We start from the raw sequence: 22,978 nt of genomic DNA, 5'->3' as shown, positions 1-22,978 counted from the left end.
TTTAATTTTTATTGACAAATAACCTCTGCATCAAATTGAACATCTGTACCTGTATTTGCTAAATTGCAAACTGCTTGTGGAATAGTAGTCAATGAATTTTCGTTTAAATACAAACGTCTAAGGTTTTTAAGCTTACCTATCTCTTTTGGTATAAGAGTAAGTTGATTATCACTAAGATATAGACCTGTTAAACTGAAGAGATTACCCAATTCGGCAGGAATACTTTCAAGTTCATTACTGTTGAGAGATAAACTTGTTAGACTGGTTAGGTTGCGTATTTCTTTAGGTATTGAAGTAAGTTGATTATGTAATATGGCTAAACTTTCTAACTTTTTAAGCTGCCCTATTTGGGGGGGAATAACAGTTAATTTATTATAGCCCAACTCCATATGTGCCAAATTTGAAAGTTCTCCAATACTTGCAGGAATGGCTATCAATTGATTATCATCTATTTCTAAATACTGCAAATTGGTAAGTTTTCCAATTTCTGAAGGAATTTGGGATAACTGATTATTTCTTAAATTTAGCGACTGCAAACTTGAAAGCTCGCCGATAGCAGAAGAAAGTTCGGTTATCTGATTATTTTCTATTGACAAAGTAACCAAACTTTTTAAAGCACCGAATTCTGAAGGAATAGAGGATAGTATATTTCCACTTAGTTCTAGCTCCAATAAATTAGTAAGCCGACCAATTTCTGGAGGTAATTTATCTAAAGATTTATCATTTAGGTACAGTCGTATAATATTATTGTCTGCATCCACAACCACCCTTTGCCAAGTGCTTATATCCTTTTCCTGTAAATCCCAATTTAAGGTATTGTTAGGGTTAGCATTGTAAATTGCAATTAGGGCATCCCGATCCGTAAAGGTGGTTTCTAAAACAATTTGATAGGTAGTCGTAGAACCATCTTCAGCGGTTAGGGTGTAAATCACAGGGCCTTTAAAATCTTGAGCACCAGCGGGGCTTATAGTAGCATTTGGAGAAACTTCAATACTAGGTGTCAACAAAGTAGCATTCGAACTATATGAAACAGTAGCCGTAATGGTTTTTTTTGCATCATCAATGGTTGCCGTTATGGTCTCATCACCATACAATTCATTATCTTCAGCCCTGAAAACAAAGCTTAAAATTTGTTTTTCGTTATTAGGTGTTACATTTACTTTTGCATCATAGGTTACAACTGATGCATCTTGGGCACTTACCTCATATTTAATTACTGATGTGAAATTTTGTATGCCAGTTGGTGTTATACTAGCTGATTCAGATATGGTTATTGAGGGTATTAATTCAGTGATATTAGTGCCGTAAGGTACTGTAGTATTTATGAGCTTTGAATCTTCATTAATAATAGCTTCAATATCTTCATTTAAAGCAGCATTATCTTCAGCTCTAAAAACAAAGCTTAAAATTTGTTTAGCATTGCTTTTTACTGGTTCTTGAACTATTTCAGAGTCATCTTTACTGCAAGATGCTATAATAAATATAATTATGCTGAATACTATATATATGTATGACTTTTTCATGATGGTATATTTTATATTTGTTTGTTTGTTTTTTAGTTTATTCGAACTAATTCAATGTATTTTTCACCTTGTTCAACGAGTTCAATAATTCGCATTGTGTTATTTTCATCAAAGAATTGCACTTTATCAGGTATTTGCGAATCGCTTTCACTTAATTGTGTATTTGAGTTGTAGTAGATGAAATTAAATTTATATTTCTCTTGAGCTAGTTTGTCCCACGAACCATCTTCTATATAACTTTCATCAGGCAAGCAGTCTCCAGCTTCGTCTGTAAATTCGGTATAATTAAAATTGCCATTTGTTTCAAAAATAAATCTGCTGGTTTGTTCGCAAGGAGTTTTTTCAAAAACCTCTTGCATACCATCAACTATAAAAACTGCCTCTCTAATAGGTTTCCATGTACCAACAATGGGGTCAATAGCCGTTGTATTTGGAGCCTCATTTGAGCAAGAGACCATACCTATCAATAGTAATAAGCAACTTATAAAATTTAATAGTTTCATAGTTTTTAGATTTTGAAATTAATAGGTGCAAGTTGCGTATAATGCTTCCGTATTCCATCAGGTAAACTATGTGATTTTAAAACTTAGGGTTTTCCCTGAGTTTACTTTTATTAGGAGAATAAATACCCCTTTGAAAACTTTAAAGCAAAAGTCAAATCATTTGATTCACTTTTTTAATCAAATTAATTCAAATTTAACGACTGCCCTAAAACGACAAAAACTTGATAATCATACGATTACCAAGTTTTTATTACTATTTGATTTACTAATAAGTCGGGGTGGCAGAGTTAGAACCTCTAACCAATCTTCTTTAATATTGTGCACATTACAAATATTATTAGGAGAATTTATAGAAGTTCAATATTTTTATAAAGTAAACCGCATACGCTACCGTATACGGTCTATCGTAAAACATAAAAAACTAATTTTATAACTACTTGTTTTTCAGTAGGTTGAAAAATAAAAAAATAGCGGTTAAAGTTCATAACCCGGAGGTCGGGGGATCGTGCCCCCCTCTCGCTACATAATAAAAGGCACAGTATAAACGGTTTAGCGAAAGTTAGACCGTTTTTTTATGCTCAAGTTTTACATACCAATACAATTGAACACGAAAGTGAACACGATTTAGAACATAATCTGTCTTGAAAAGAACCTTAATCAACTTCTAAAATCTGTGCAACACCGGTTGATTTTCTGAAATTTTAAACGAAAAAAGTAGCTACTAGAATTATTTACGAGTAAATCCAATTCAAGATGAACCCCAAAATCCATTTTAATTAAAGAATTATTTGAAAAATTTATAGTCGCATTTAAGAATAATGCAGATTACACCTATTTAGTTTATGCATCGTTTTATTTTTTCTTGTCTAGGTTTAAAAAAAATTGGTCATTCGAACTTGCCAATAAATAGATAGAAATACAATTATCTAGTTTTTGGGTAAAATGAATTCAGAATTGAAAAAGAGATAATTTATGTATTCGCTTTCTTGGTAAGTTTATTTGGTTTCATCGTGGGTATGATTTGATGACACCCCACTTATTAGGACAGTAAATAGCCTAATTTAAGTTCTATTTATATTAATTACGCGGCTTTCAGTTGTTTAATCAAATACCTTTTAAAAGGTATTTGATTTTTTATTCCTTGATGTCTTCTTTCATTATTATAGTAGTTAAAGTACCATTTACATTGTTTGAATAAATCGACTCCAGAGCAGGGTGGGTTTAAATAAATACTTTCGTATTTAACACTTCTCCACAGGCGTTCTATGAACACATTGTCAATAGCTCTTCCCTTTCCATCCATGCTCAATTTAATATCGTTAGATAGCACTGTGCTTGCAAATACTTCAGAAGTATATTGACTTCCTTGATCGGTATTAACGATTTCTGGCTTACCATGAAGTGTAATTGCTTGCTGTAATGTATCAGCGCACCATTGTGCATCCATCGTATTGGATACAGACCAATTTAAAACATACCTACTATGCAAATCAATAATTGCCGTCAAGTACATGAATCCTTTTTGCATGGGGATATAGGTGATATCGGTTGCCCATACTTGATTAGGATTTTCTACTTTCAAATTACGGAGTAGGTATGGATAGGTTTTATGAGCCTTGTTTCTCTTTGAGGTCTGCCTGCCTGGCATAACTGCACGTAACCCCATAACATCGTAATACAAGCGTTCTATTCGCTTATGGTTAACGTTAAATCCTTTATCCATTGTAAGCCAAGTATGCATACGTTTGGCACCTTTGAAACAATAATGTGTGTAATGCTCATCCATTAATCGCATAAGCTCTAAATTTAAACTACTCTCTGATTTAGGTTTATAATAGAGTCCTGAACGGTGTACCGATAAAAGATTGCATTGTTTGGATATACTAAGTTTTGAATGACCCTTGCTTATCATTTGTCTACGCTCTTTTAAAGGTTTTATCGCAAGGCCTTGCTTAAAAAATCATTCTCCACTTTAAGTTGACCAATAACTTTTAAAAGGTGGTCTTCCTTTTGTTCCAATTCGCTCTTCTTTGATGCTTTAACCTTATCAAATAATGATTCCGCTTGTGAAACAAATTCTCGTTTCCATAGATTAATCTGTTGAGGGCTAATGTCAAACTTCTGAGCTAAAACCTGAATAGTATCTCGCTCTTTCAGAGCTTCTAAAACTACCTTAGTCTTGAATTTTGATGTGAATTTTCTTCGTGTCATTACAGTAAATTTAAGTTTCTTTTTTTGAACTTAATTTACTGTCCTAATTTTGGGGGTATCTTCAATTTAAATAAATTCTATCCAAAAAGCTACAAGTATTATTAATAATATATATTATAAATTGATTGATTTATAATAGAATAAGAATAGTAAAGCACTCTAATTCTTTCTATAAATTCAATGTTAGCCCAAAGCTTACATTAGATGAACGGTTATCTTCTAAAACAGAATTAAAGTTGATTACGGAGTAATTGTAAAGTGCAGAAAAGCTAATTCGTTTTGTTAAAGGCATTTCTGCTTTAAATTGACTTAGAATTCTATGGTTACTTATATTCTTGTACAGTGGCTGAAAATAAAAAGTACCGGTAATATCTAAATTGTATTTTTTGAAATTCTGATTTAAAGAGATATAACTACTATTTCTATGGTTATAAAATTTTTGCTCAGAATCTATAACAGATTCAATTTCATAAATGTAAGAGTTACCGAAATAGGCAAGAGATCCATTTTTAGAAAACATTTTTAGACGTAAACCAACACCTAATAAATTTCTTTCGGATATGGTTAGCTTTTGATTATTCTGATTCTGAATAAAGGCTTCTAAACGTACTAGTTCAGTTAATTTGTGATTGAACCTGGCATGTAAAAAATATGAATTCTGAAAATCTTCATCTTTAGAACGTATGAGATTGACATTCCCTATTAAGAAGTAAATACTATTCAGATTTTTAGACTTAAACTGTGTTGCAACGTTTGAACTTACTTGAAGTATATATTCACCATTGTTATCGGTATAATTGAAAAGTAAATCACTACTTAAAACAAACCGCAAAGAGTCGGTATGCATACGTTTAGATTCTATATTCACCAATTGGGCCTTTACGGTAAAACCAATTACAAATATCGAAATACAACAGATAGATTTGATAAAATTCAACGGTAGTTTCATAAAAAATGATACTTAATAAGCTTTAGTAAATCCTTCAAAATATAATTTGCAAAACTATTGCTAAATAGGTTCTAAGAAAAGCTTTAAGAAATATCAGTTATATTTTATAAACTAATGAGATTTGATTTATTCATACCCCATCCATTAAACACATATAAATAATACAGGTAAATAATACAGGTGAATTAAAAATTATACCCTAAGCTAAATACAAATCGATTACCGTCATCACCATGATATAGCCCTAAATTACCTGTTAGTTCACTAAAAACAGATATCCATACCGATCCGCCATAGTCGTTATGTCATTTGGTATCACTGTCAATTTCTAACCACATGCTAACATAATCAAAACCGGCACTTACACCCATTAGTATAGGTATAAAATTTGTTATAAACCTGGTTACGACCACTCTAAGATCTGAACTTTGATAATTAGCAATTAAAAACTTCTAAACCGCACACACATTTTCAATTTTCATTAAATACGAGAATAAACTTGTAATTTCACTGAGAAAATGCGACTTGCCAATTAGCGAATGAAAAATACCAAATTCTATACTGAGCTAAAGAAGTTTAAAAAACCACTGGTAGATTTACTAGAAAAAGAGGCTGCCTTTACAGATGTGCCACTTTCATGGCATGTGGTCGTTGTTGATATACAAAACTCTACCCAAGCAGTACAAGATGGTAAGCATCACCAGGTAAATTTAACGGCTACCGGCAGTATTATATCTGTATTGAACACTGTTCGCAAATTTAAACACTATATAGAGATTCCCTATTTCTTTGGTGGTGATGGTGCAACTTTTTTATTACCAACCGCCCTACTTAACAATGTAATAGAGGTACTAAACAATTATAGCGTACATATTAAGAGAAAAACCAATTTGGTATTAAGGGTAGGTCATGTGTCTGTTGACCATCTTGTATCGAATAATTGTCATCTTAAAATAGCAAAACACCAACTTACAGAAAGGCTGACCATACCCATAATATTGGGCAACGGTTTACATAAAGCTGAAAAGATTATAAAATCGAATTTTATAGCACCCACTATCTCGAACTTTAATAAGAACCTTTTGAACTTAGAAGGTATGGAGTGCAGATGGGAAGAAGTGAATCCGGAACAAAATCAAGCTAAGGTAATCTGTTTATTATTAGAGGCCACCGAAGAAGAATTTCAAAGAGACAGCTATAGAGCCATTTTAATGAAGATGGATGATATTTTCGGAACCTTTACCGAAAGGCAACCCATAAAAAGTGAACGCCTAAAATTAGATGCCAGCCTTTATAAAATATGGGAAGAAATGCGCGTAAGCCTTGCAGATAAAAATTGGTTCTACTTTATTAAAAACTGGATTCTAACCAATATAGGCCGTGTATACTTTAACCTCTCTAAAAGTGGAAAACAATATTTAAAACAAGTTGGTCAGTTATCGCATTCGTTTATGTTAGATGGTATGATCAATACCATTTTTACGGCAGAACAAGATAAAATAAATGTGTTTATAGACTATTTAGACCAACTAGAAAGCGAACATAAAATAGTCTACGGTATTCATGTTACACATGCCTCTGTCATGTCTTGTTACGTGTTGGATAGAAAAACCAGCCACTCCCATTTTGTTGATGGTACGGAAGGTGGATACACTTCTGCCGCAAAAATGCTTAAAATAAAAAAGAAGGCACTTCGCAAATCACTCTAATTGCAGCAATTTCACTTACCTACTCAAATACAGATTTTATACGGTTAATTTAACTAATATTTGAGCAAATCTTGCACTGCTCATCTTGCTATCTTGTCATCATTAAGAATATTAAAAATATATAAGATGATTACAGAAGATAAAAGTATAGATAAATCGAAGACCACAGGAGGTCTGCAAAACGATGTTCCTCAAAATAAAGGAATATCTCAAAACGAAGACTTAAATGAAACGATAGGTGAGCCTGTAAATAACGGCGGAGTAGCAACGTCTACCTTCGATTTGCATATAGAAAAGCAGTGGTTGGCGGTACGAGATGAATATTTGGCGAATTTTCCTGAAACACAAGATATAGATGATAACGGAGAGCTCGACGGTGTTGAAGCCCTAATAAGCGCTATTGCAAAAAGAAGACAAAAATCTGAAAAAGAGATTCACGATGAAATAATGAACTGGACCTTAAATAAATAAACATGAAAAATATAGTATACTTTTTAGTCGCCGCATTGGTTATAAGTTGGGTATTAGGTTTCGTTGTATTTAAAGTTATGGGAGCACTAGTTCACCTACTTCTTTTACTGGCAGTAGTACTTTTAATTTACAATTGGTTAAGCAACAAGACCAGTACCTAATAAAATAGCTTTTTGGATAGAACGGTTATAACTTTTTAATGTAGTTAGTAACAAGCACCACAACTTATTACTAGTTTTGCATTTTTAAATATATAGCATGATTTCAGTAGATAACCTAGCCGTAGAATTCAGTGGCACTACCCTATTTAGTGACGTATCTTTTGTCATAAACCCAACTGATAAAATAGCCCTTATGGGTAAAAACGGAGCGGGTAAATCTACCATGATGAAAATTATCGCTGGCGAGCAAAAAGGCACACGAGGTAATGTTCGTGTACCTAAAGATGCAGTTATAGCATATCTACCACAACACTTGTTAACCGAAGATAATTGTACTGTTTTTGAAGAAGCTGCCAAGGCATTTAAGCATGTTTTTAGCATGCGCGATGAAATGGACAAACTAAACAAAGAGCTAGAGACCAGAACAGACTATGAGAGTGATGCCTATATGAGCATCATCGAAAAAGTATCTGATCTTGGCGAAAAATATTATGCCCTAGATGAAGTCAATTATGATGCAGAAGTAGAGAAAGCATTAAAAGGGTTAGGTTTTAGACAAGAAGATTTTACCAGACAGACCAATGAGTTTAGTGGTGGTTGGCGTATGCGTATAGAATTGGCAAAAATTCTATTACAAAAACCAGATTTAATCCTGTTAGATGAGCCTACGAACCATATAGATATAGAGTCGGTTAATTGGTTAGAAGATTTCTTGTTGAATAAAGCAAATGCCGTAATGGTGATTTCTCACGATAGAGCTTTTATTGACAATATTACCAATCGCACCATAGAAGTAACTATGGGGCGTATTTATGATTATAAAGCAAACTACAGCCACTACTTACAATTACGAGAAGACCGCAGATCACATCAAGTAAAAGCCTACCAAGAGCAACAAAAGTTCATTGCAGACAACATGGCTTTTATAGAGCGATTTAAAGGCACCTACTCTAAAACTAATCAAGTAACATCGCGAGAGCGTATGTTAGAAAAGCTTGAAATTATAGAGATAGATGAAATAGATACCTCTTCATTAAAATTACGCTTTCCGCCAGCACCACGTTCAGGTGACTACCCTGTAACTGTAAAAGACGTTTCTAAATCTTATGACAATCATGTGGTTTTTAAAGATGCTAACATGTCTATTGCAAGAGGAGAAAAAGTCTCTTTTGTAGGACGTAACGGAGAAGGAAAATCGACCATGATTAAAGCTATTCTTGAGGAAATTCCCGTGGAAGGTACTTGCCAACTAGGGCATAATGTTAAAGTAGGATACTTTGCCCAGAATCAAGCCTCACTCTTAGATCCAGAGCTTACTATCTTCCAAACAGTAGATGAAGTAGCCTTTGGCGATATTCGAAACCAGATTAAAAATATATTAGGTCGCTTTATGTTTAGCGGCGATGATATCGATAAAAAAGTAAGCATGCTTTCTGGTGGAGAAAAAACCCGCTTGGCAATGGTAAAGTTATTGCTAGAACCAGTAAACCTTTTAATACTAGATGAACCTACCAATCACTTAGATCTTAAGTCTAAAGATGTACTTAAAGAAGCCTTATCAACGTATGATGGCACCCTTATATTAGTTTCTCACGATCGCGATTTCTTACAAGGCTTATCGCAAAAGGTATTTGAATTCAAAGAACAACGCGTTATTGAACACTTTGAAACTATTGATGCTTTCTTAGAGCGTAATAGAATTAAGAGTATTTCCGAAATCAATTTGATGAAGTAATTCTTCTTTACTTTTTTATAAATAGCTAAATTGGTGATATATAAAAGATATATGTAACATATGTTTTATGTATCTCATATTAGCAGGATATATAACATATGTTATATATTTAATTGTTGTCATCAATTTAAAAAATGAGCATATTTCAGGAATTTTCGAGCAATTATGATAACAAAGCTGAAGTTCAAAAAGTACCTCTAACGGACATTGAAAATCTTGAATCTGAATTCAATATTTACGTTCCAAATGAATTCAAAATATTCTTGATGGACTTTGGAACTCCCTGGACTCCTGACATTCTTGATATTATTGTTGATGATGAACTGGACTTAATTGATGTGCAAAATTTTTGGACAATTGAAAGTATAATAGAAGACAAGAAAAATGGATGGACTTCACAAATTTCAACCGATTTAATTCCATTTAGCTCAGACTGTATGGGTAGTATTTTCGGATTCTCAACTATGGACCTAAAAGAAAAAAAGGAAAGTGTTCCCATTTATTTTTTTGACCATGACTTAGATACGGTTACTAAAGTTGCCGAAACATTTTCTGAATGGATTGATCAATTCAACCGGATAAAAACTGATGACAACAATGCCTAAACGTAATGCGGACTTTAGGGCAAAACCGAAAGGTCTGTGTATATTTATGATGTCGCTAAATCTTTGGGATTTAGCTTTAGACAAGAAAAAATAAATCAAAACCAAAAGCTTCAGCTTCGTGCGCAGACGGAAACGAAAAGTTTCCTTACTACAGCACTACGCTTAGGTACTGTGTTAAAAAACAAGTTTTTTCTTTAATAATTTAGGAAACAGGTTGATTTATCAAACTGTTATCCCGCGCAGCAAGAGCGTCATGCTTTTGCTGCTTTTTTATTTCAAATTTAGCATCATAGACTTCTTCGTTCTTCCATAACGTGAACATAAGTATCAACAATTTTCTCTGAACGGCTATCAAGGCCACCAACGGCTTTGCTTTCTTCGGCTTTAACCTATTATAGAATTGTTTCAATGTAGGGTTACACCGTACACAGGTCATCGATGGCATATGTAAAGCTGCCCTAATATGGCTATTCCCTCTTTTGCTGATCCTTGTTTTTCCTTTAAAATTACCAGACTCCCTTAACACTATGTCATAACCCGCATAGCTGGCCAACTGTTTTCCGTTCGCTATAGATTCAAAACCTAAGGTTTCCCCTATCACGGTTGCTGCCGATATGAAAGAGATACCGGGTATACTCGTTAGTAAATCAACTTTCCTTTGAAGTTCGTCATTTTTTGAAATGAGTTCTTTCATCTCCTCTTCGATAATCGCTATCTGTTCATTGAGAAGTTTCAGTCTGTTCTTGTGCCTTTTCAAGGCTTTTGCATTACTGTAGACACTGGATGAAATGGCTCCTTGGCGATTGTTCTCGCTCCCCTTATCTTTCAACAAAGAACTGCGCTCTCTGCTCAAACCTTTCAAATGTTGTAATTCTTCGTTAGGTGGTTGCCAAAGGCGAATAGATCGCTCTAACCCAAGCATACTTAGCATTTTACTATCTAAGGCATCGGTTTTCGAACGTTGGTCCAGACTCTGTGCATAACGCTTTACACGACCCGATTGCATGACACTGACGCAATATCCTTTGCCGTACAGGTAATGGGCGATTCCTTGGTGATAGACCCCGGTAGCTTCCATAACTACCAATAGTTCAACACTATTATCAACTGATTTCTTTAGCCATTTTAAAAGTGTTCTGTAACCTGGTTCATCATTAGGTACATCTGGATGTGACATGAATTCCTTTTCCAGTTTATCGTCCAGAAAACCAAGGGACAATGATAAGCTTGACTTGGAGACATCTATTCCTAAACTTTGTTTTAATCGCTTTTCCATAATATTATGTTTTAAGCTATAACCCTCTTTATCATCTTTGCTCGCATTTGATTCGATCTCTGTAATATAGGATCTAGGTACTGTTCAGATTCCAAGAAAATTATAGAAGGGAGGTCTCTCTAAAAAACGATATCACATTAAGTGTATCTAGCCCAAAAGCCATTATCCCTTCTACTTAAGCTTATTATTGATTATCTAAAATAATGCTTTAATAAATCAGTTCAGGAAGAGCGTAAACCTAAGCGACGATATCTCTATTTAGTATCTAGCCCAACCACGAAATCACCCTTCCTTTAAACTAATTTATCATTCAGAATATATTATCTTCAAACTTAGAACCAAACATACGAGCCGAACCGTTGTAAGTAATTTTAAAAAAACTGAATGACATTAAACGAAATCATAGAATTTTTAGAGAAAAAAAATTGTAAATGGAATTCTCGAGGACATACTCAAATTGAAAATGATTTTGAGATTAAGCCTCAAGATTTTCTTGAATACGCTGAAAAAGATTTATCTAATGAATATTCACATAAATTAATTAATTCTTTATCTAATGCTAAAAGAGCATTGGATTGTCAAGTTGATATACTTTTAATAGCATTTGGTTTTTACCCAATTGCAAAAAAGAAAATGTGGTCATTTCCAAAAAAAATTGAAATTATTAAGGAATTAGGAATTATTGCACCGAGAGTATTATTGAAAATTAACAAAACTCGGAATTTAATGGAGCATCATTTTTTTAGACCAACTAATGAACAAGTTGAGGATTTTGTTGATATAGTTTCATTATTTATTTCAAGTACAGACAAAATAATAAATGACTTTCCTTCTGATATGCAAATTGAGGATGAACTTGACGAAGATTTTTGGTTAGATTTTGATTATGATTATAAAAAACAAAAAATAAAGTTGAAGATAGAGAGCATTAATAAAAACTCTGAAAACGTTAATTGGAATATTACCATTTCAGAGAATGAATATTCAGAAATATTAAAGCAAATTATTAGAATAGCATATAAATATTAAAAAACTACGCACAGTCGAGTAGGTAAAGGGGAATTTCACCCCTAAACCTCTCACAGAACCGTACGTGAACCTCTCGATTCATACGGCTCTTGTTATACAGTCGGTAAAGCCTAAATAGTTTAGACTAGTTTGTACCCCAGTTCCCAATGATAGAACATGTTTGGATATGACTTTGTAATAAACCTAAGCCATCTTACGGCTTTGATCTTGCTTCCTTTGAACCTTTTGTACTTGTTCAATATCCATCTGATCATACGATTGTGCAGGTAATAGAATACGGGCTGCAAGCTCCTCCGACTTATCTTTCCATAATACCAAATCCAACCTCGAATCTTTGGGTTTAGCAGATTTGCTAAATCCTGTATTGCGCGTTGTGTTTTATTATGAAAAGCAAGCTTACGGAGTTCTCCCGTGATTCGAATCTTGGACTTTCGGCTCATTTTACAGTCAAACTGTAGAAAGCTTCCGCCCTTTTTCAATCTGAACCTGATAGGCTGAAAACTGAATCCCAGAAAATCAAACTGTACAGGATACCCTTTGAGATTTCTACCATCTTTCTTGCAGTACACTATTTTGGTCTTTTCAGGATGTGCAGTCAAACCGCATTCCCTCAGACGTGATTTTAGTGCTGCTAGGGTATGAACAGCTTCCTCATGGCTTCTGCAATGAACTATCAAGTCATCAGCATAACGCACCATCTTTAACAATGGGTAGTTTTTCTCTAACCATTTATCTACACAGTAATGCATATAGAGATTAGATAGCAATGGACTGATTACCCCTCCTTGAGGGGTTCCTTTTCCCTTGGACATTTTAAGCGTTCCATCTTCAAGTTTTACTGGTGCTTCCAGCCACCGTCTGATGTAAAGCAACACCCATTTCTCTGAAACATGTCGCTCTAAAGCTTTCATAAGAAGGCTATGGTCTACATTCTCAAAGAATTCTTGTATATCTAAATCTATCACCCAGCTGTATCGTAGTACGTTTAGACGTACAATTTCAATCGCTGTATGTGCACTTCTGTTAGGGCGGTATCCATAAGAGTTTTCTGAAAATATGGATTCCAGCCTTGGCTCGAGATATGCCTTTATCACTTGTTGAGCTATCCTATCGCTCACCGTTGGAATACCCAAAGGGCGGGTCTTCCTCCCTTTGGGTATAGTAACCCGTTTTACTGCTGGTGCAAAATAACTTCCTGAGGCCAGTCTGTTCCATAACTTGTACAGTTCTTTCGAACGTACCCTATCGAAATCTGATAGACTTTGCTGGTCTATACCTGCACTCCCTCCATTACTTTTTACCTTCTTGTAAGATTCCCACACCATCTCTTTGGTAATGGGCACCGACTTTGTTTGTTCTTTAAAAATCATCCTTAATTTTTAAGTTGTTCTTAAATAATAACGGTATAACTAAAGTCCTTCGCTCCACCTCCATTACAGAAGTTTCAACACTACTACAACTTCATCCGCCACCTATATACTCATCAGTAATCAACTTACAGGCATTTCCTGCTTGTGTTTTCCTTTTAGCATAGTATATAAGCTTCCTGTGGTTCCACAATAAAGCCTGAATAGAAGTCATGCCTCCTTTATGACGGTTGCCGTATAGCCAGTAATTAGGTTGCCGCTATACTTATCCCTGATTCCTCGATATAAACCAAGTTTTGACAACGACTGGTCTTTTCGCCACTTCTTCGAAAGGTTCGCTTTCGCTCATCTCTTCTATTCTTACCTGACTATTTTTTATATAGCCTTTTCTTCTATCGCTTCATACATATTTGTTGCCTCAGATGCATCATAAAAGTGGTTTGATGAGTTTTCCTAAAAACCCTCATCGGAGGACCTACCTCCATCTTTATTTTAGCTTACACAGCACACATCGAGTAGACGGCTCCGCCCCTAATTAGGAACGGAGTGCGCCTCTCACACCACCGTACATACGGGTCTCGTATACGGCGGTTAGTAACCCATCTTTCCAATTGCTCTTTACACCAATTAAAACTATTTCTTACTTTATCAAATGGCTACAAATTTTCTAGGGAATCGGTCACCCAATAACGAAAATTAATGCTCCATCTGGCATTTCAGAAAGGATTACTTTCAGTCCTTCCTCACTTGTGAGACCTATGCAGATATGCTGCAACTCGTTTCTCGTGAGTACTATGACTTCTGCTGACTTCTCTACATAACCAAACTCGTGGTTGTAGAGACCTCCCCAGGTAAGAACATCTTCTTTCTCTCGATCCCTGCCGTATCTACATAACTACCATTTTTGTACTCTTTAGGGCGTAACAATGATGTGGTTGCTTACCCAATTAATTATGCCTCATATACGGTTTCTGTTCGTCAGTACCGAGTTTTGTAGTCCTGCTTCCTTCAGTCCTAGTCTCACAACTAGCAACCTTTCAGCTTACTAATGGTTCAGGGCGTTACCCCTGCCCATAAGGGACTTGCACCCTCTAGATTAATTATTTACCTTTCAGTAAATCAAAAGATGCCCATGCTGGGCACACACAATGTATAAAAATAATGCTAAATTAGGTGCTTAATCAAAGGTTCGTGTATTTTGTCACGTCTGATTTTCCTTCGGAAAATCCTCGCATACAAAACCGCACTATTCTTATGTGTGCCGAGAAAGCAATGAACGGCTGATATATTTCATTGCGAACTGTTTATAAGATGGTGGAACCGACCCACCGATGTTGTCCTGCAGGGGAGAGCATCAAACCACCATAAGGTGCTTTGGTAAAGAGCCAAGGTATTGAGCGTTATGGAAAAGGCTGCGTCAAGAGCGTGGTCAGGTATGGATAAAGGAGATGAATGCAAATGAACCTCTGATGAAGTGTCGAGAAAGTGCAACATCATGTCAAAAGTGTTTGAAGTATGACAAACATTATAAGTTTAGCGGTTACCTGTTTACTGGCTAAGCGGCAGGCGTCATTTAGGAGGCATGACCTTTATTCGGGCTTATTTACGGAACTCGGGAACCTGTACTAAGATGCAAAGTGAAATGCACAATAGCGCAAACTAGAGGCAGAATAGCAATGCTTGGTATAGGGGCGGACTAATCCGTAGTAGTAATGAAAGTTTTGTAATGAAACTGGAGCGAAGGGATTAGCTAATTTAACGTACAATTTGCCAACTTGAAAGAGGATGAGCTATCTTTGAAAGTTAAGTTAGAAGAGCCGTATGATGGGAGACTATCACGTACGGTTCTGTGAGAGGCTCGGGGTGAAATTCCCCTTGTCTACTCGACACGTAGCCGTTGTGCTTCATTTGAAAAATTCATCAAAGACTGAATGAAATTATTCCCAAGTAAATACTTTACGATAGAATTAAAAGAAGATAGAGTGGCTACGTTGAAGGAATTAAAGCGCAACACAAAACTGACTGATAATCTGATTTCTAGTTATACTGACAAAAAATTTATTGGAAAAGTAAATGACAGCGGATTTAAAATAATATCATCTGAAATTGGACGTGGAGCGGTTTGTATTTTTACTGGAGAACTTCAAGATTCTCTAGGGGAATTGGAAATAAGAATTCATAATGCTTTTAAAGTAATGTTTTCTATACTTTTATCATATCCGCTTATTGGATTTGGTTTAATTGCCTGTAATCAAGGATTTGAAAAAGCAATAAAATTTCTGCCAATTCTTATAATATTTTTACTTTTTATAAGGTTTGTTTTTATAGAATTAAGTTTTCGCTTTATTTCAAAAACTGGACTGAATAAATTGACAAAAACCCTCGGAATAAAAACGATGCACAACAATGGTAACCGTTGCACAAGTCATTAATCCTGAGAAAAACAGATTCATATAAGGCGCTCTACGGGGCTTTTTTCTTGTCGCGTTAGAAATGGAAAGCTAATTTTTGATACCTTGGAGAAGCACCTAACGATAAATCAAGGATACTTTTGACCCATGTTGCAAAAGCAAGTGTTCCCATCCCACTTTGCACCAGTTTTTGTTCGAATTTCAGGTACTTCTTAAGGTTGTAGGCGATGGCCGATAGGTGCATTACCTTGTTCGCCTGCTTTATCCCGATGGTATTTATCTTGCGCATGCCCATGAACTGGGTGAGGGTCCCGAAAACCGGTTCTACGGTACTCTGCCGTTTGCCCTTCATGTACCTTCCCTGTGGGCTTTCCACCCTGGTAATATTACGTTGATATTCCTCCCGATAGTAGGTCACCGAGAACTGTTTCTCATTTACTTTGCCCAAGCATGTATCGCGTAGCGGGCAGCCTTTGCAGATTTTACTCGATGCGCGGTAGGCCTTCTTTTTCGTCTTGGTACGATGATCTAGGAACACTTTTTTGAACGGTATTACCTTGTCCTGTGGGCATAGGTAATGGTCGGCCTGTTCTATATAAGTGAACCCATCGGGTCCGCCCTTGTAGGTGCCATGGGGCGGTATGAAACTTTTAAGTCCCCTTTGCTCCAAAAAGGCATAGTTCTCGCCCGAACTGTAGCCGGTGTCCGCAACGCAGTTTTCGAATACCAGGCCCTGTTGCCATAATCTTCTTTGTAAACGTTGTACAATATCCCGTAATTGCTGGTTGTCTTTACCGTCCGCATGGTAGGCCCTGATGTCCGTTATCACATGGTGCGCGGTATCCACGCTCAATTGGCTAAGGTAGTTCAGCTTGCGTGCCTTGCCGGGCTTTACGCTAATTCTGGCATCGGGGTCGGTTGGGCTGTAATGGGTCTTGTTACTGGTATACTTGGCCCCCTTGTTCCCCGCACCGGGCCGTTGGTCCTGGTCCTTCGCCCACTTCTTGTTACGTTCCTTTATCGAGGAGAGCTCCTTGTTGCTTGCCGTGATGCTACGACCTTCCTTGTCTGATTTGTCGTTCTTGGACTTTCTGTGTGGTTCTTCCCTGTCCATGGAACTAAGGGCACGTACCTTTCTTAGGTGTTCGTCAAGTTCATCTTCAGGCACCTTGAGTTCCAAAGTGTCCATACTCGCGTTTGCCTTTACAGGGGCAGAATCTATGGCCTGGGAATGGCCGCTGACCATCCCCTTGTCAACGCACATGGCAAGGACCTTCGTAAAGACTTCCTCAAAAACGGACTCCGGGTACAATTGCCGCGTACGGCTTATCGTGGAATGCCACGGTAGCTCCTCGTCGATATCATAGCCAATGAAATATAGTATATCCAAGCGCATCGAACAGTGCTCGATAAGCTTACGGTCACTGATGATATTCTCCAAGTAGCCTACCAAACACAACTTAAAGAATACCAAAGGGTCGATGCTCTTCTGCCCGCTTTCCCCATAATACGGACGGGTAAGCATGTAAAGGAAACGCAAATCCAAAATGCCTTTTAAACGACGATAGAAATTCGTCTCCGGTACCCGATTACTTAATTGAAAATTATTGAAAAGCTTCTCCTGATATTCCTTTTTTCCCTGCATACCTAAAGTTACGATCCATCTCTCAATCTGCAATGATCATAACCCAGTTTTTTTATAACTTGTGCAACAGGCACACTATATATAGCAAATTGGGCGATTAGCGTTTAATCCAAAGGTCTGTGTTTATTTGCAAAGTCGCCAAATCTTTTGATTTGGTATTAAAGAGAAAATTAAAACAAAACGAAAAGCTTTGCCTACGAGCGCAGATGGAAACGAAAAGTTTCCTTGCCTGCCCTACTTGCCATAGCAGCACAATTAAAAAACAAGTTTTTTCTTTAAAATTCAGAAAGAGCAATAAGAAAAAATCAAAGGATTTTAAATAGGGTTTTTTCATTCTTAGATGTTATATAAAAAAAACATGATCCTATGAAAAAACTATTAGTATTGACTTTGACGATGATTTTGCTATTCAGCTGCGATCCTGTATCTGATATGGAAGCTACTATTGAAAATTTGACTTCTGAAAACCTGACGATAGAATTTATATCTTTTGATGTAAGTTCAAGTAAAGTATTAAAAATTGCTCCCAATGAAATTCAACTCTTTCAAGAAAGTTTTGATATTGGAAGTACATTTCTTGAACCTTCACTTGTGGAATACGACTCTGTAGTTATTAAAAATCAGTTGAAAGAGGTCCTAAAAGTCTACAAACCGAATGGCGCCAATAGAAATATTTATAACATAGAGAGCTATTGGATTGCCAGTGAACCATCAAAAAGATTTTTCAAATATGAATTTGTAATAAATGAAGAGGATATCGAATAAATGCTTTTAGCAACAAAGAAATAAGGAATATACAAACAAAATTTTCCTTACTCTGAGACAATACCATTCTAAGCTCATAGATACTTAAATCAGATTCTTTGAGCTTTTCTTGTTCTTATATTTTCTGTTTATGTAGATAATCTATGTAATAAATTGACAAAAAATCAAAAGTTATATTTGAACTAAAAATTACATTCTCAATTTAAAAACATAATTATCTCTAAGTCCTTTTTCGCAAAAGCCGTAAAATATTTAATTCTCAAATCATAACAATATGCGCCGATAGTCTATTCACCATAAACAATACCTCATTACAGCATCTTTAAAACTTCATGTAATCTTTACATACCGCTACTCTACTAAACCGCTGAAATAATGTAAATTACCAGACTAAACACTAACCAAAAATGAAACAGTCATATTTTACCTTCTTGGCAGTTTTCTCTTTAACGCTCCCCGCCCATTCTCAAACGATAGATACGCTAGTAAATGTGGGCGGCTTCAATATGCATTTTAATATCATTAAAGGAGAAGGCACTCCGATTCTTTTTGAAGCCGGTGGCGGAGATGATAGTTCTGTTTGGACTTCTATTTTAGAACGAATACACAAAGTTACCGGTACAACTCAAATTACGTATGACCGATCAGGGTTCGGACAAAGTGAATTGAATCCGGCATTGAAGAACGATTCTGATTTCGGTATTGAAAACGGAATAAAAGAATTGGAAACCGCACTTGCAAAATTAGGATACAAAAATGAAATTATTTTGGTATCACATTCCTATGGCGGACTTTATAATCTGCTATACGCGAATAAACATCCGAAGAAAGTTAAATCGATTGTTTTAATAGATGCAACTCTAAGTGATTTCTGGAATGAAGATTTGTTAGCAATGAGAGACATGTTTGTTGACATAAACACCATACCAAAGGGTACTGGCGATTATTACTTAAATTTCAATTACAATGAAATTATGCGTTCATTAAGAAAAACACAGTTTCCTGATAACATTCCTGTAACAAATATTTTTCCGGATAAATCTGCACCCGTATATCCTGAAGAATATGCTAATAGATGGAAAAAAGTACATGTCGATCTTGGCACACAAAACAATAATGTAACTAACATTATAGCTGAAAGCAGCAGTCATGCTATATTTAGTGACAACCCCGCTTTAGTTATTAACGCCATTATTAAGGCCTATTCAGAAACATTACATGAAAACCAACAAAATGCGGTTTTACTGAAAGCAATAGATAATGCTATTGAGTTATCCATTGAAACAAAGGTTCATAATCGATCAGAATATGATTTAAATACCTTGGGATATTCATTTTTACAAACCCAAGAATTAGACAAAGCGCTAGACGTTTTTAAAACAACTACCCTATTATTTCCAGAAAGTGCCAATGCTTATGATAGTTATGGTGAAGCGTTGTTGCTGGCAGATAAAAAAACAGAAGCCATTGAAATGTATGAAAAATCTATAGCGTTAAACCCTGATAATGAACATGGGAAAGAGGTGTTGTTGATGTTGAAAGAAAAAGAATAATTTAGGCTAATAGAAATATTAAATTTTAGTAAGCAAAATATGGGGCTATTTGATTTTTTAAAAAAGAGCGACAAGAAACAAGAAACTGTTCAATTACAATCTAAAAAAGAAGCGAACATTGCAAAAATCAAGCAATACATTAACATACCAGATTCAATAGCAGATTCAATAGCAGATAAAGTAGCCGACATCGACAATATCACTATTAATAAAGATTTAGACGTAGAGTCTAGGGTTAACGAGCTCATGAAAATTTATGAATCGCTAACTGATGACCAAAAAAGAACTAGAGGAGGAAGGTATGTAATAATACATATCGCAGAAGTATGTTTTTCTGAAAGATGGATTGAAGATGCTTTTGATAACTTCAATTTTGCAATGCAATTTAAAGACACTGTAGGCAATCCGTTTTTACATTTAAGGCTAGGGCAATTAAACTATTTGGTGCAGAACAAAGACAAAATGCATGATGAGTTAAGCAGAGCATTAATTATGGATGGAGAACCAATTTTTAAAGACGAAGACCCGAAACTTATTGAAATGGTCAAAAGGATTTTAAAAGAACCCGAAAATGGTTCTTGGGCAGAATATGATGGTCAAGATTGGGCGATAACTAAATAATAAACTTTTATGTCTAGAAATATAGTAATTGCACCTCAACTATATTTTGAACAACAAAACAACTTCATAAACGTTTATTGAATTCAACTTAAACCATAAATTATCATGTATAAAAAAGTACTTTTAGCTATTGTTTTGATAGTCGCATTTGTAAAAACAAGTAACGCTCAAGAATTACAAACTCAAGTAGAAGCAATCAATACTTTTATAGAAGAACATAGTGAAAGTAATAGAAATTATTACGCCAAAATTAATGCTACACAAGAAAAAGTTTATTTCTATAACGAAATTCAACATGCAATGCAGCTTACATTCCCTGTATTAAAAATGGACGCTGATAATATTAAAATAACCAAAAAGGGACTCACATTTTATCCAAAAGAAGAGGGCTTGATGGTGATTAAAAACTTTTCAACTTTTGCTCCTAAAAACATTGGTACAGCTTGGCTTAATATTATTAAAATGAGCAAGAAAGACAAAATGGAACTACAAGCAATGATGAAGAAGTTCATTATAGATTATCAAACTGCAATGAAATAGTAGCTTCTAATCAAACGAATGTATAGTAAACAAAAAGCCTTAAGAAATATCTTAGGGCTTTTTGTTATGTATAGTTTTAGCAATTATTTACCGCCATCTAATTTATCTTGTAATACCTTCAATTTATCCCAATCACCAGAAGCAGCTAATTTAGCTTGCTTAGGCCATGAACCAGGTTTATGCATGGTATATCGTGGTCCGGCTTCTTTTAGTATTTCTTCAAGAGTCTTTAAAGACGCCCCAGCTAATTTCTCGAAAGTCCCGATACCTTTATCCGTTAATATCGATGCAATTTTAGGTCCGATACCTTCAATCTTTTTTAGATCATCTTTCTTAGCCTTTGCAGCAGGTTTTTTTGCTACCGGCTTCTTAACTGCTGGTTTCTTAGCTACCGCTTTTTTGACCGGTTTCTTTTTTGCCGGCAAATCAGTTAAATCTACAACGCTATTATCAATACCTGAATACGGTGAGCGCACATAGGCATCTGCCGCGTGATCATTGAACCAGCCTTTATCTTCGCTCAAGTATCTAAACTCGTACCGTTTACCAGTTTCAAGTTTTATGCTCTTTACATAAGATCCGTTCTTTTTTTCCATTCGGTAAGAACTATCGTTCGTTTGCCAATTATTGAAGTCTCCCAATAATATAACATTTGCTGCGCTAGGGGCTTCATTCTCCCCAACAGTAAACGTAACGGTAGTATGCGTACCCTTTCCTTTTGTCTCTTTTGTTAATGCCATTTTCTGTAGTGTTTTAATTCTAGATAAAAGTTACATAGAAATTACTCATTTTCAAAAGTTTGCACGAAGTAATTAGTCAATTTTATAAATAAATTAAAATTCTACCTAATAGCGTAACTTTTAATTTAAACAGATATAAACATAGTATGAAGTCTCTGTTAAGAATACATTTTAATTTGAATTTAGATAGTAGTACTGTTGTTGAAGAACTAAAAATATATCATATTACTTGCTTGATCATATAATTATATCGTAATATTGCAATGAAACAATTAAGCAGATTATGGGATTAGCTAAAACAGAAATATTTACCGATGAACAAAATGAAATTTCGTTATTCGCGAAGGTATTCGGTCACCCTGCACGCGTAGCTATTTTACAATACCTATTTAAATTAGATAATTGTATTTGTGGAGACTTGGTAAATGAAATAGGCCTTGCCCAACCTACCATCTCTCAACACTTGAAAGAACTAAAACAATTAGGTCTTATAAAAGGTAATGTAGAAGGCACCAGTGTTTGTTATTGTATAGATAAAACCAACTGGTCACATATGAAAAAAGTAATGGTGCAGTTTTTAGACCAAGATGTATCTAACAACGATTGTTGCTAAAAAAATTTGAACACTTCTATCGCTTTATAACGATTAATAAACAAAAACAAGCATATAATATTAATTAAAAACATTAGTATGAAACTATCAAAAATAAAAGAGCTTTTAGCTGAACAAAAGAGTATAGCATTTCAATTACCGAACGGAGATTTAGTACCTAATCACTTTCACGTAACAGAAGTTGGTAAAATAACTAAGAATTTTATCGATTGTGGAGGTACGGTCAGAAATGAGGAAGTTGTAAATTTTCAATTGTGGAATGCCAACGACTATGACCATAGATTACATCCAGAAAAATTGATCAATATCATTGAACTTTCTGAAAAGATTTTAAAGATCGATGATTTAGAAATAGAGGTAGAATACCAAGGACAAACGATAGAAAAATTCGGATTGGATTTTAACGATACAAATTTCATACTAACATCGAAACAAACAGATTGCTTGGCAAAAGATAATTGTGGTATACCTGCAGAAAAAACAAAAGTAAAACTATCAGAAGTTAATAACGAACCTTGTTGCGCACCTGACGGAAACTGCTGTTAACAAAC

The 22,978-nt window shown here is 35.2% G+C and carries 22 protein-coding genes; 13 read left to right on the top strand and 9 right to left on the bottom strand.

Annotated elements, in window-relative coordinates; all coding sequences use genetic code 11:
- Positions 1–8: 8 nt before the first annotated feature.
- The 5 genes from ACPF9A_RS18855 to ACPF9A_RS18835 form a co-directional block, all read right to left on the bottom strand.
- Positions 9–1,523, bottom strand: a complete 1,515-nt coding sequence (locus ACPF9A_RS18855) for a leucine-rich repeat domain-containing protein (RefSeq protein ID WP_423999391.1) — start codon at positions 1,521–1,523, stop codon at positions 9–11.
- 32 nt (positions 1,524–1,555) lie between these two features.
- Positions 1,556–2,026 carry a hypothetical protein gene (locus ACPF9A_RS18850; RefSeq protein WP_423999389.1) on the bottom strand — a complete coding sequence of 157 codons (471 nt, stop codon included), beginning with the start codon at positions 2,024–2,026 and terminating at the stop codon, positions 1,556–1,558.
- Between the two features lie 1,081 nt (positions 2,027–3,107).
- Positions 3,108–3,965 carry an IS3 family transposase gene (locus tag ACPF9A_RS18845; protein WP_424004390.1) on the bottom strand — a complete coding sequence of 286 codons (858 nt, stop codon included), beginning with the start codon at positions 3,963–3,965 and terminating at the stop codon, positions 3,108–3,110.
- On the bottom strand, positions 3,962–4,237 hold the full coding sequence (locus tag ACPF9A_RS18840; protein WP_423998469.1) for a transposase: 276 nt from the start codon (positions 4,235–4,237) through the stop codon (positions 3,962–3,964). The genes ACPF9A_RS18845 and ACPF9A_RS18840 overlap by 4 nt, the downstream gene beginning before the upstream one ends.
- A 169-nt stretch (positions 4,238–4,406) precedes the next feature.
- On the bottom strand, positions 4,407–5,186 hold the full coding sequence (locus ACPF9A_RS18835; protein ID WP_423999387.1) for a DUF481 domain-containing protein: 780 nt from the start codon (positions 5,184–5,186) through the stop codon (positions 4,407–4,409).
- A 539-nt stretch (positions 5,187–5,725) separates the two neighbouring features.
- Here ACPF9A_RS18835 and ACPF9A_RS18830 point away from each other — a divergent pair.
- From ACPF9A_RS18830 to ACPF9A_RS18810, 5 genes are all read left to right on the top strand, one after another.
- Entirely contained in the window at positions 5,726–6,895 is a 1,170-nt protein-coding gene (locus tag ACPF9A_RS18830; RefSeq protein ID WP_423999385.1) for a DUF3095 family protein, read from the top strand.
- A 126-nt stretch (positions 6,896–7,021) separates the two neighbouring features.
- Entirely contained in the window at positions 7,022–7,366 is a 345-nt protein-coding gene (locus ACPF9A_RS18825; protein WP_423999383.1) for a hypothetical protein, read from the top strand.
- 2 nt (positions 7,367–7,368) lie between these two features.
- Positions 7,369–7,527 carry a lmo0937 family membrane protein gene (locus ACPF9A_RS18820; RefSeq protein ID WP_423999381.1) on the top strand — a complete coding sequence of 53 codons (159 nt, stop codon included), beginning with the start codon at positions 7,369–7,371 and terminating at the stop codon, positions 7,525–7,527.
- Between the two features lie 97 nt (positions 7,528–7,624).
- Complete coding sequence (locus tag ACPF9A_RS18815) at positions 7,625–9,262, top strand: ABC-F family ATP-binding cassette domain-containing protein (protein ID WP_423999379.1); 1,638 nt, start codon at positions 7,625–7,627, stop codon at positions 9,260–9,262.
- Positions 9,263–9,396: 134 nt separating this feature from the next.
- Positions 9,397–9,867 (top strand): SMI1/KNR4 family protein, encoded by a 471-nt coding sequence (locus tag ACPF9A_RS18810; RefSeq protein ID WP_423999377.1) that lies wholly within the window; start codon positions 9,397–9,399, stop codon positions 9,865–9,867.
- A 202-nt stretch (positions 9,868–10,069) separates the two neighbouring features.
- Here the strand turns inward: ACPF9A_RS18810 and ACPF9A_RS18805 are convergent, their stop codons facing one another.
- A complete protein-coding gene (locus tag ACPF9A_RS18805; RefSeq protein ID WP_423999375.1) occupies positions 10,070–11,143 on the bottom strand; it encodes an IS110 family transposase in 1,074 nt (357 codons plus the stop codon).
- A 384-nt stretch (positions 11,144–11,527) separates the two neighbouring features.
- Here ACPF9A_RS18805 and ACPF9A_RS18800 point away from each other — a divergent pair, with 384 nt between their 5' ends.
- Complete coding sequence (locus tag ACPF9A_RS18800) at positions 11,528–12,172, top strand: hypothetical protein (RefSeq protein WP_423999373.1); 645 nt, start codon at positions 11,528–11,530, stop codon at positions 12,170–12,172.
- Positions 12,173–12,291: 119 nt separating this feature from the next.
- Here the strand turns inward: ACPF9A_RS18800 and ltrA are convergent, their stop codons facing one another.
- Positions 12,292–13,542: a group II intron reverse transcriptase/maturase gene (ltrA, locus tag ACPF9A_RS18795; protein ID WP_423997575.1), complete on the bottom strand. Its 1,251-nt coding sequence runs from the start codon at positions 13,540–13,542 to the stop codon at positions 12,292–12,294.
- A gap of 1,928 nt (positions 13,543–15,470) precedes the next feature.
- Between ltrA and ACPF9A_RS18790 the strand changes: the two genes are divergently transcribed.
- Complete coding sequence (locus ACPF9A_RS18790; protein ID WP_423999371.1) at positions 15,471–15,971, top strand: hypothetical protein; 501 nt, start codon at positions 15,471–15,473, stop codon at positions 15,969–15,971.
- Positions 15,972–16,026: 55 nt separating this feature from the next.
- Here the strand turns inward: ACPF9A_RS18790 and ACPF9A_RS18785 are convergent, their stop codons facing one another.
- Positions 16,027–17,595: an IS1182 family transposase gene (locus ACPF9A_RS18785; RefSeq protein WP_423999369.1), complete on the bottom strand. Its 1,569-nt coding sequence runs from the start codon at positions 17,593–17,595 to the stop codon at positions 16,027–16,029.
- A gap of 366 nt (positions 17,596–17,961) precedes the next feature.
- Here ACPF9A_RS18785 and ACPF9A_RS18780 point away from each other — a divergent pair, with 366 nt between their 5' ends.
- The 4 genes from ACPF9A_RS18780 (at position 17,962) to ACPF9A_RS18765 (ending at position 21,074) form a co-directional block, all read left to right on the top strand.
- Entirely contained in the window at positions 17,962–18,360 is a 399-nt protein-coding gene (locus ACPF9A_RS18780) for a hypothetical protein (RefSeq protein ID WP_423999367.1), read from the top strand.
- A 407-nt stretch (positions 18,361–18,767) separates the two neighbouring features.
- Positions 18,768–19,913, top strand: coding sequence for an alpha/beta fold hydrolase (locus tag ACPF9A_RS18775; protein WP_423999365.1), 1,146 nt, complete (start codon positions 18,768–18,770; stop codon positions 19,911–19,913).
- 39 nt (positions 19,914–19,952) lie between these two features.
- Positions 19,953–20,534: a hypothetical protein gene (locus ACPF9A_RS18770; RefSeq protein WP_423999363.1), complete on the top strand. Its 582-nt coding sequence runs from the start codon at positions 19,953–19,955 to the stop codon at positions 20,532–20,534.
- A gap of 105 nt (positions 20,535–20,639) precedes the next feature.
- A complete protein-coding gene (locus ACPF9A_RS18765; protein ID WP_423999361.1) occupies positions 20,640–21,074 on the top strand; it encodes a hypothetical protein in 435 nt (144 codons plus the stop codon).
- Positions 21,075–21,157: 83 nt separating this feature from the next.
- Here ACPF9A_RS18765 and ACPF9A_RS18760 read toward each other — a convergent pair whose 3' ends face one another.
- Positions 21,158–21,814 (bottom strand): helix-hairpin-helix domain-containing protein, encoded by a 657-nt coding sequence (locus ACPF9A_RS18760; RefSeq protein WP_423999359.1) that lies wholly within the window; start codon positions 21,812–21,814, stop codon positions 21,158–21,160.
- A 283-nt stretch (positions 21,815–22,097) separates the two neighbouring features.
- Between ACPF9A_RS18760 and ACPF9A_RS18755 the strand changes: the two genes are divergently transcribed.
- Together ACPF9A_RS18755 and ACPF9A_RS18750 are read left to right on the top strand one after the other, a co-directional pair.
- Positions 22,098–22,427: an ArsR/SmtB family transcription factor gene (locus ACPF9A_RS18755; protein WP_423999357.1), complete on the top strand. Its 330-nt coding sequence runs from the start codon at positions 22,098–22,100 to the stop codon at positions 22,425–22,427.
- A 78-nt stretch (positions 22,428–22,505) separates the two neighbouring features.
- Positions 22,506–22,973, top strand: a complete 468-nt coding sequence (locus tag ACPF9A_RS18750) for a DUF6428 family protein (RefSeq protein ID WP_423999355.1) — start codon at positions 22,506–22,508, stop codon at positions 22,971–22,973.
- The last annotated feature ends 5 nt before the right edge of the window (positions 22,974–22,978 follow it).

It is taken from the genome of Maribacter sp. IgM3_T14_3 (assembly GCF_049603095.1).
Lineage (GTDB): Bacteria > Bacteroidota > Bacteroidia > Flavobacteriales > Flavobacteriaceae > Maribacter.
Note: the sequence above shows the minus strand (reverse complement) of the source record. Positions and strands in the feature narration are given on the sequence as shown.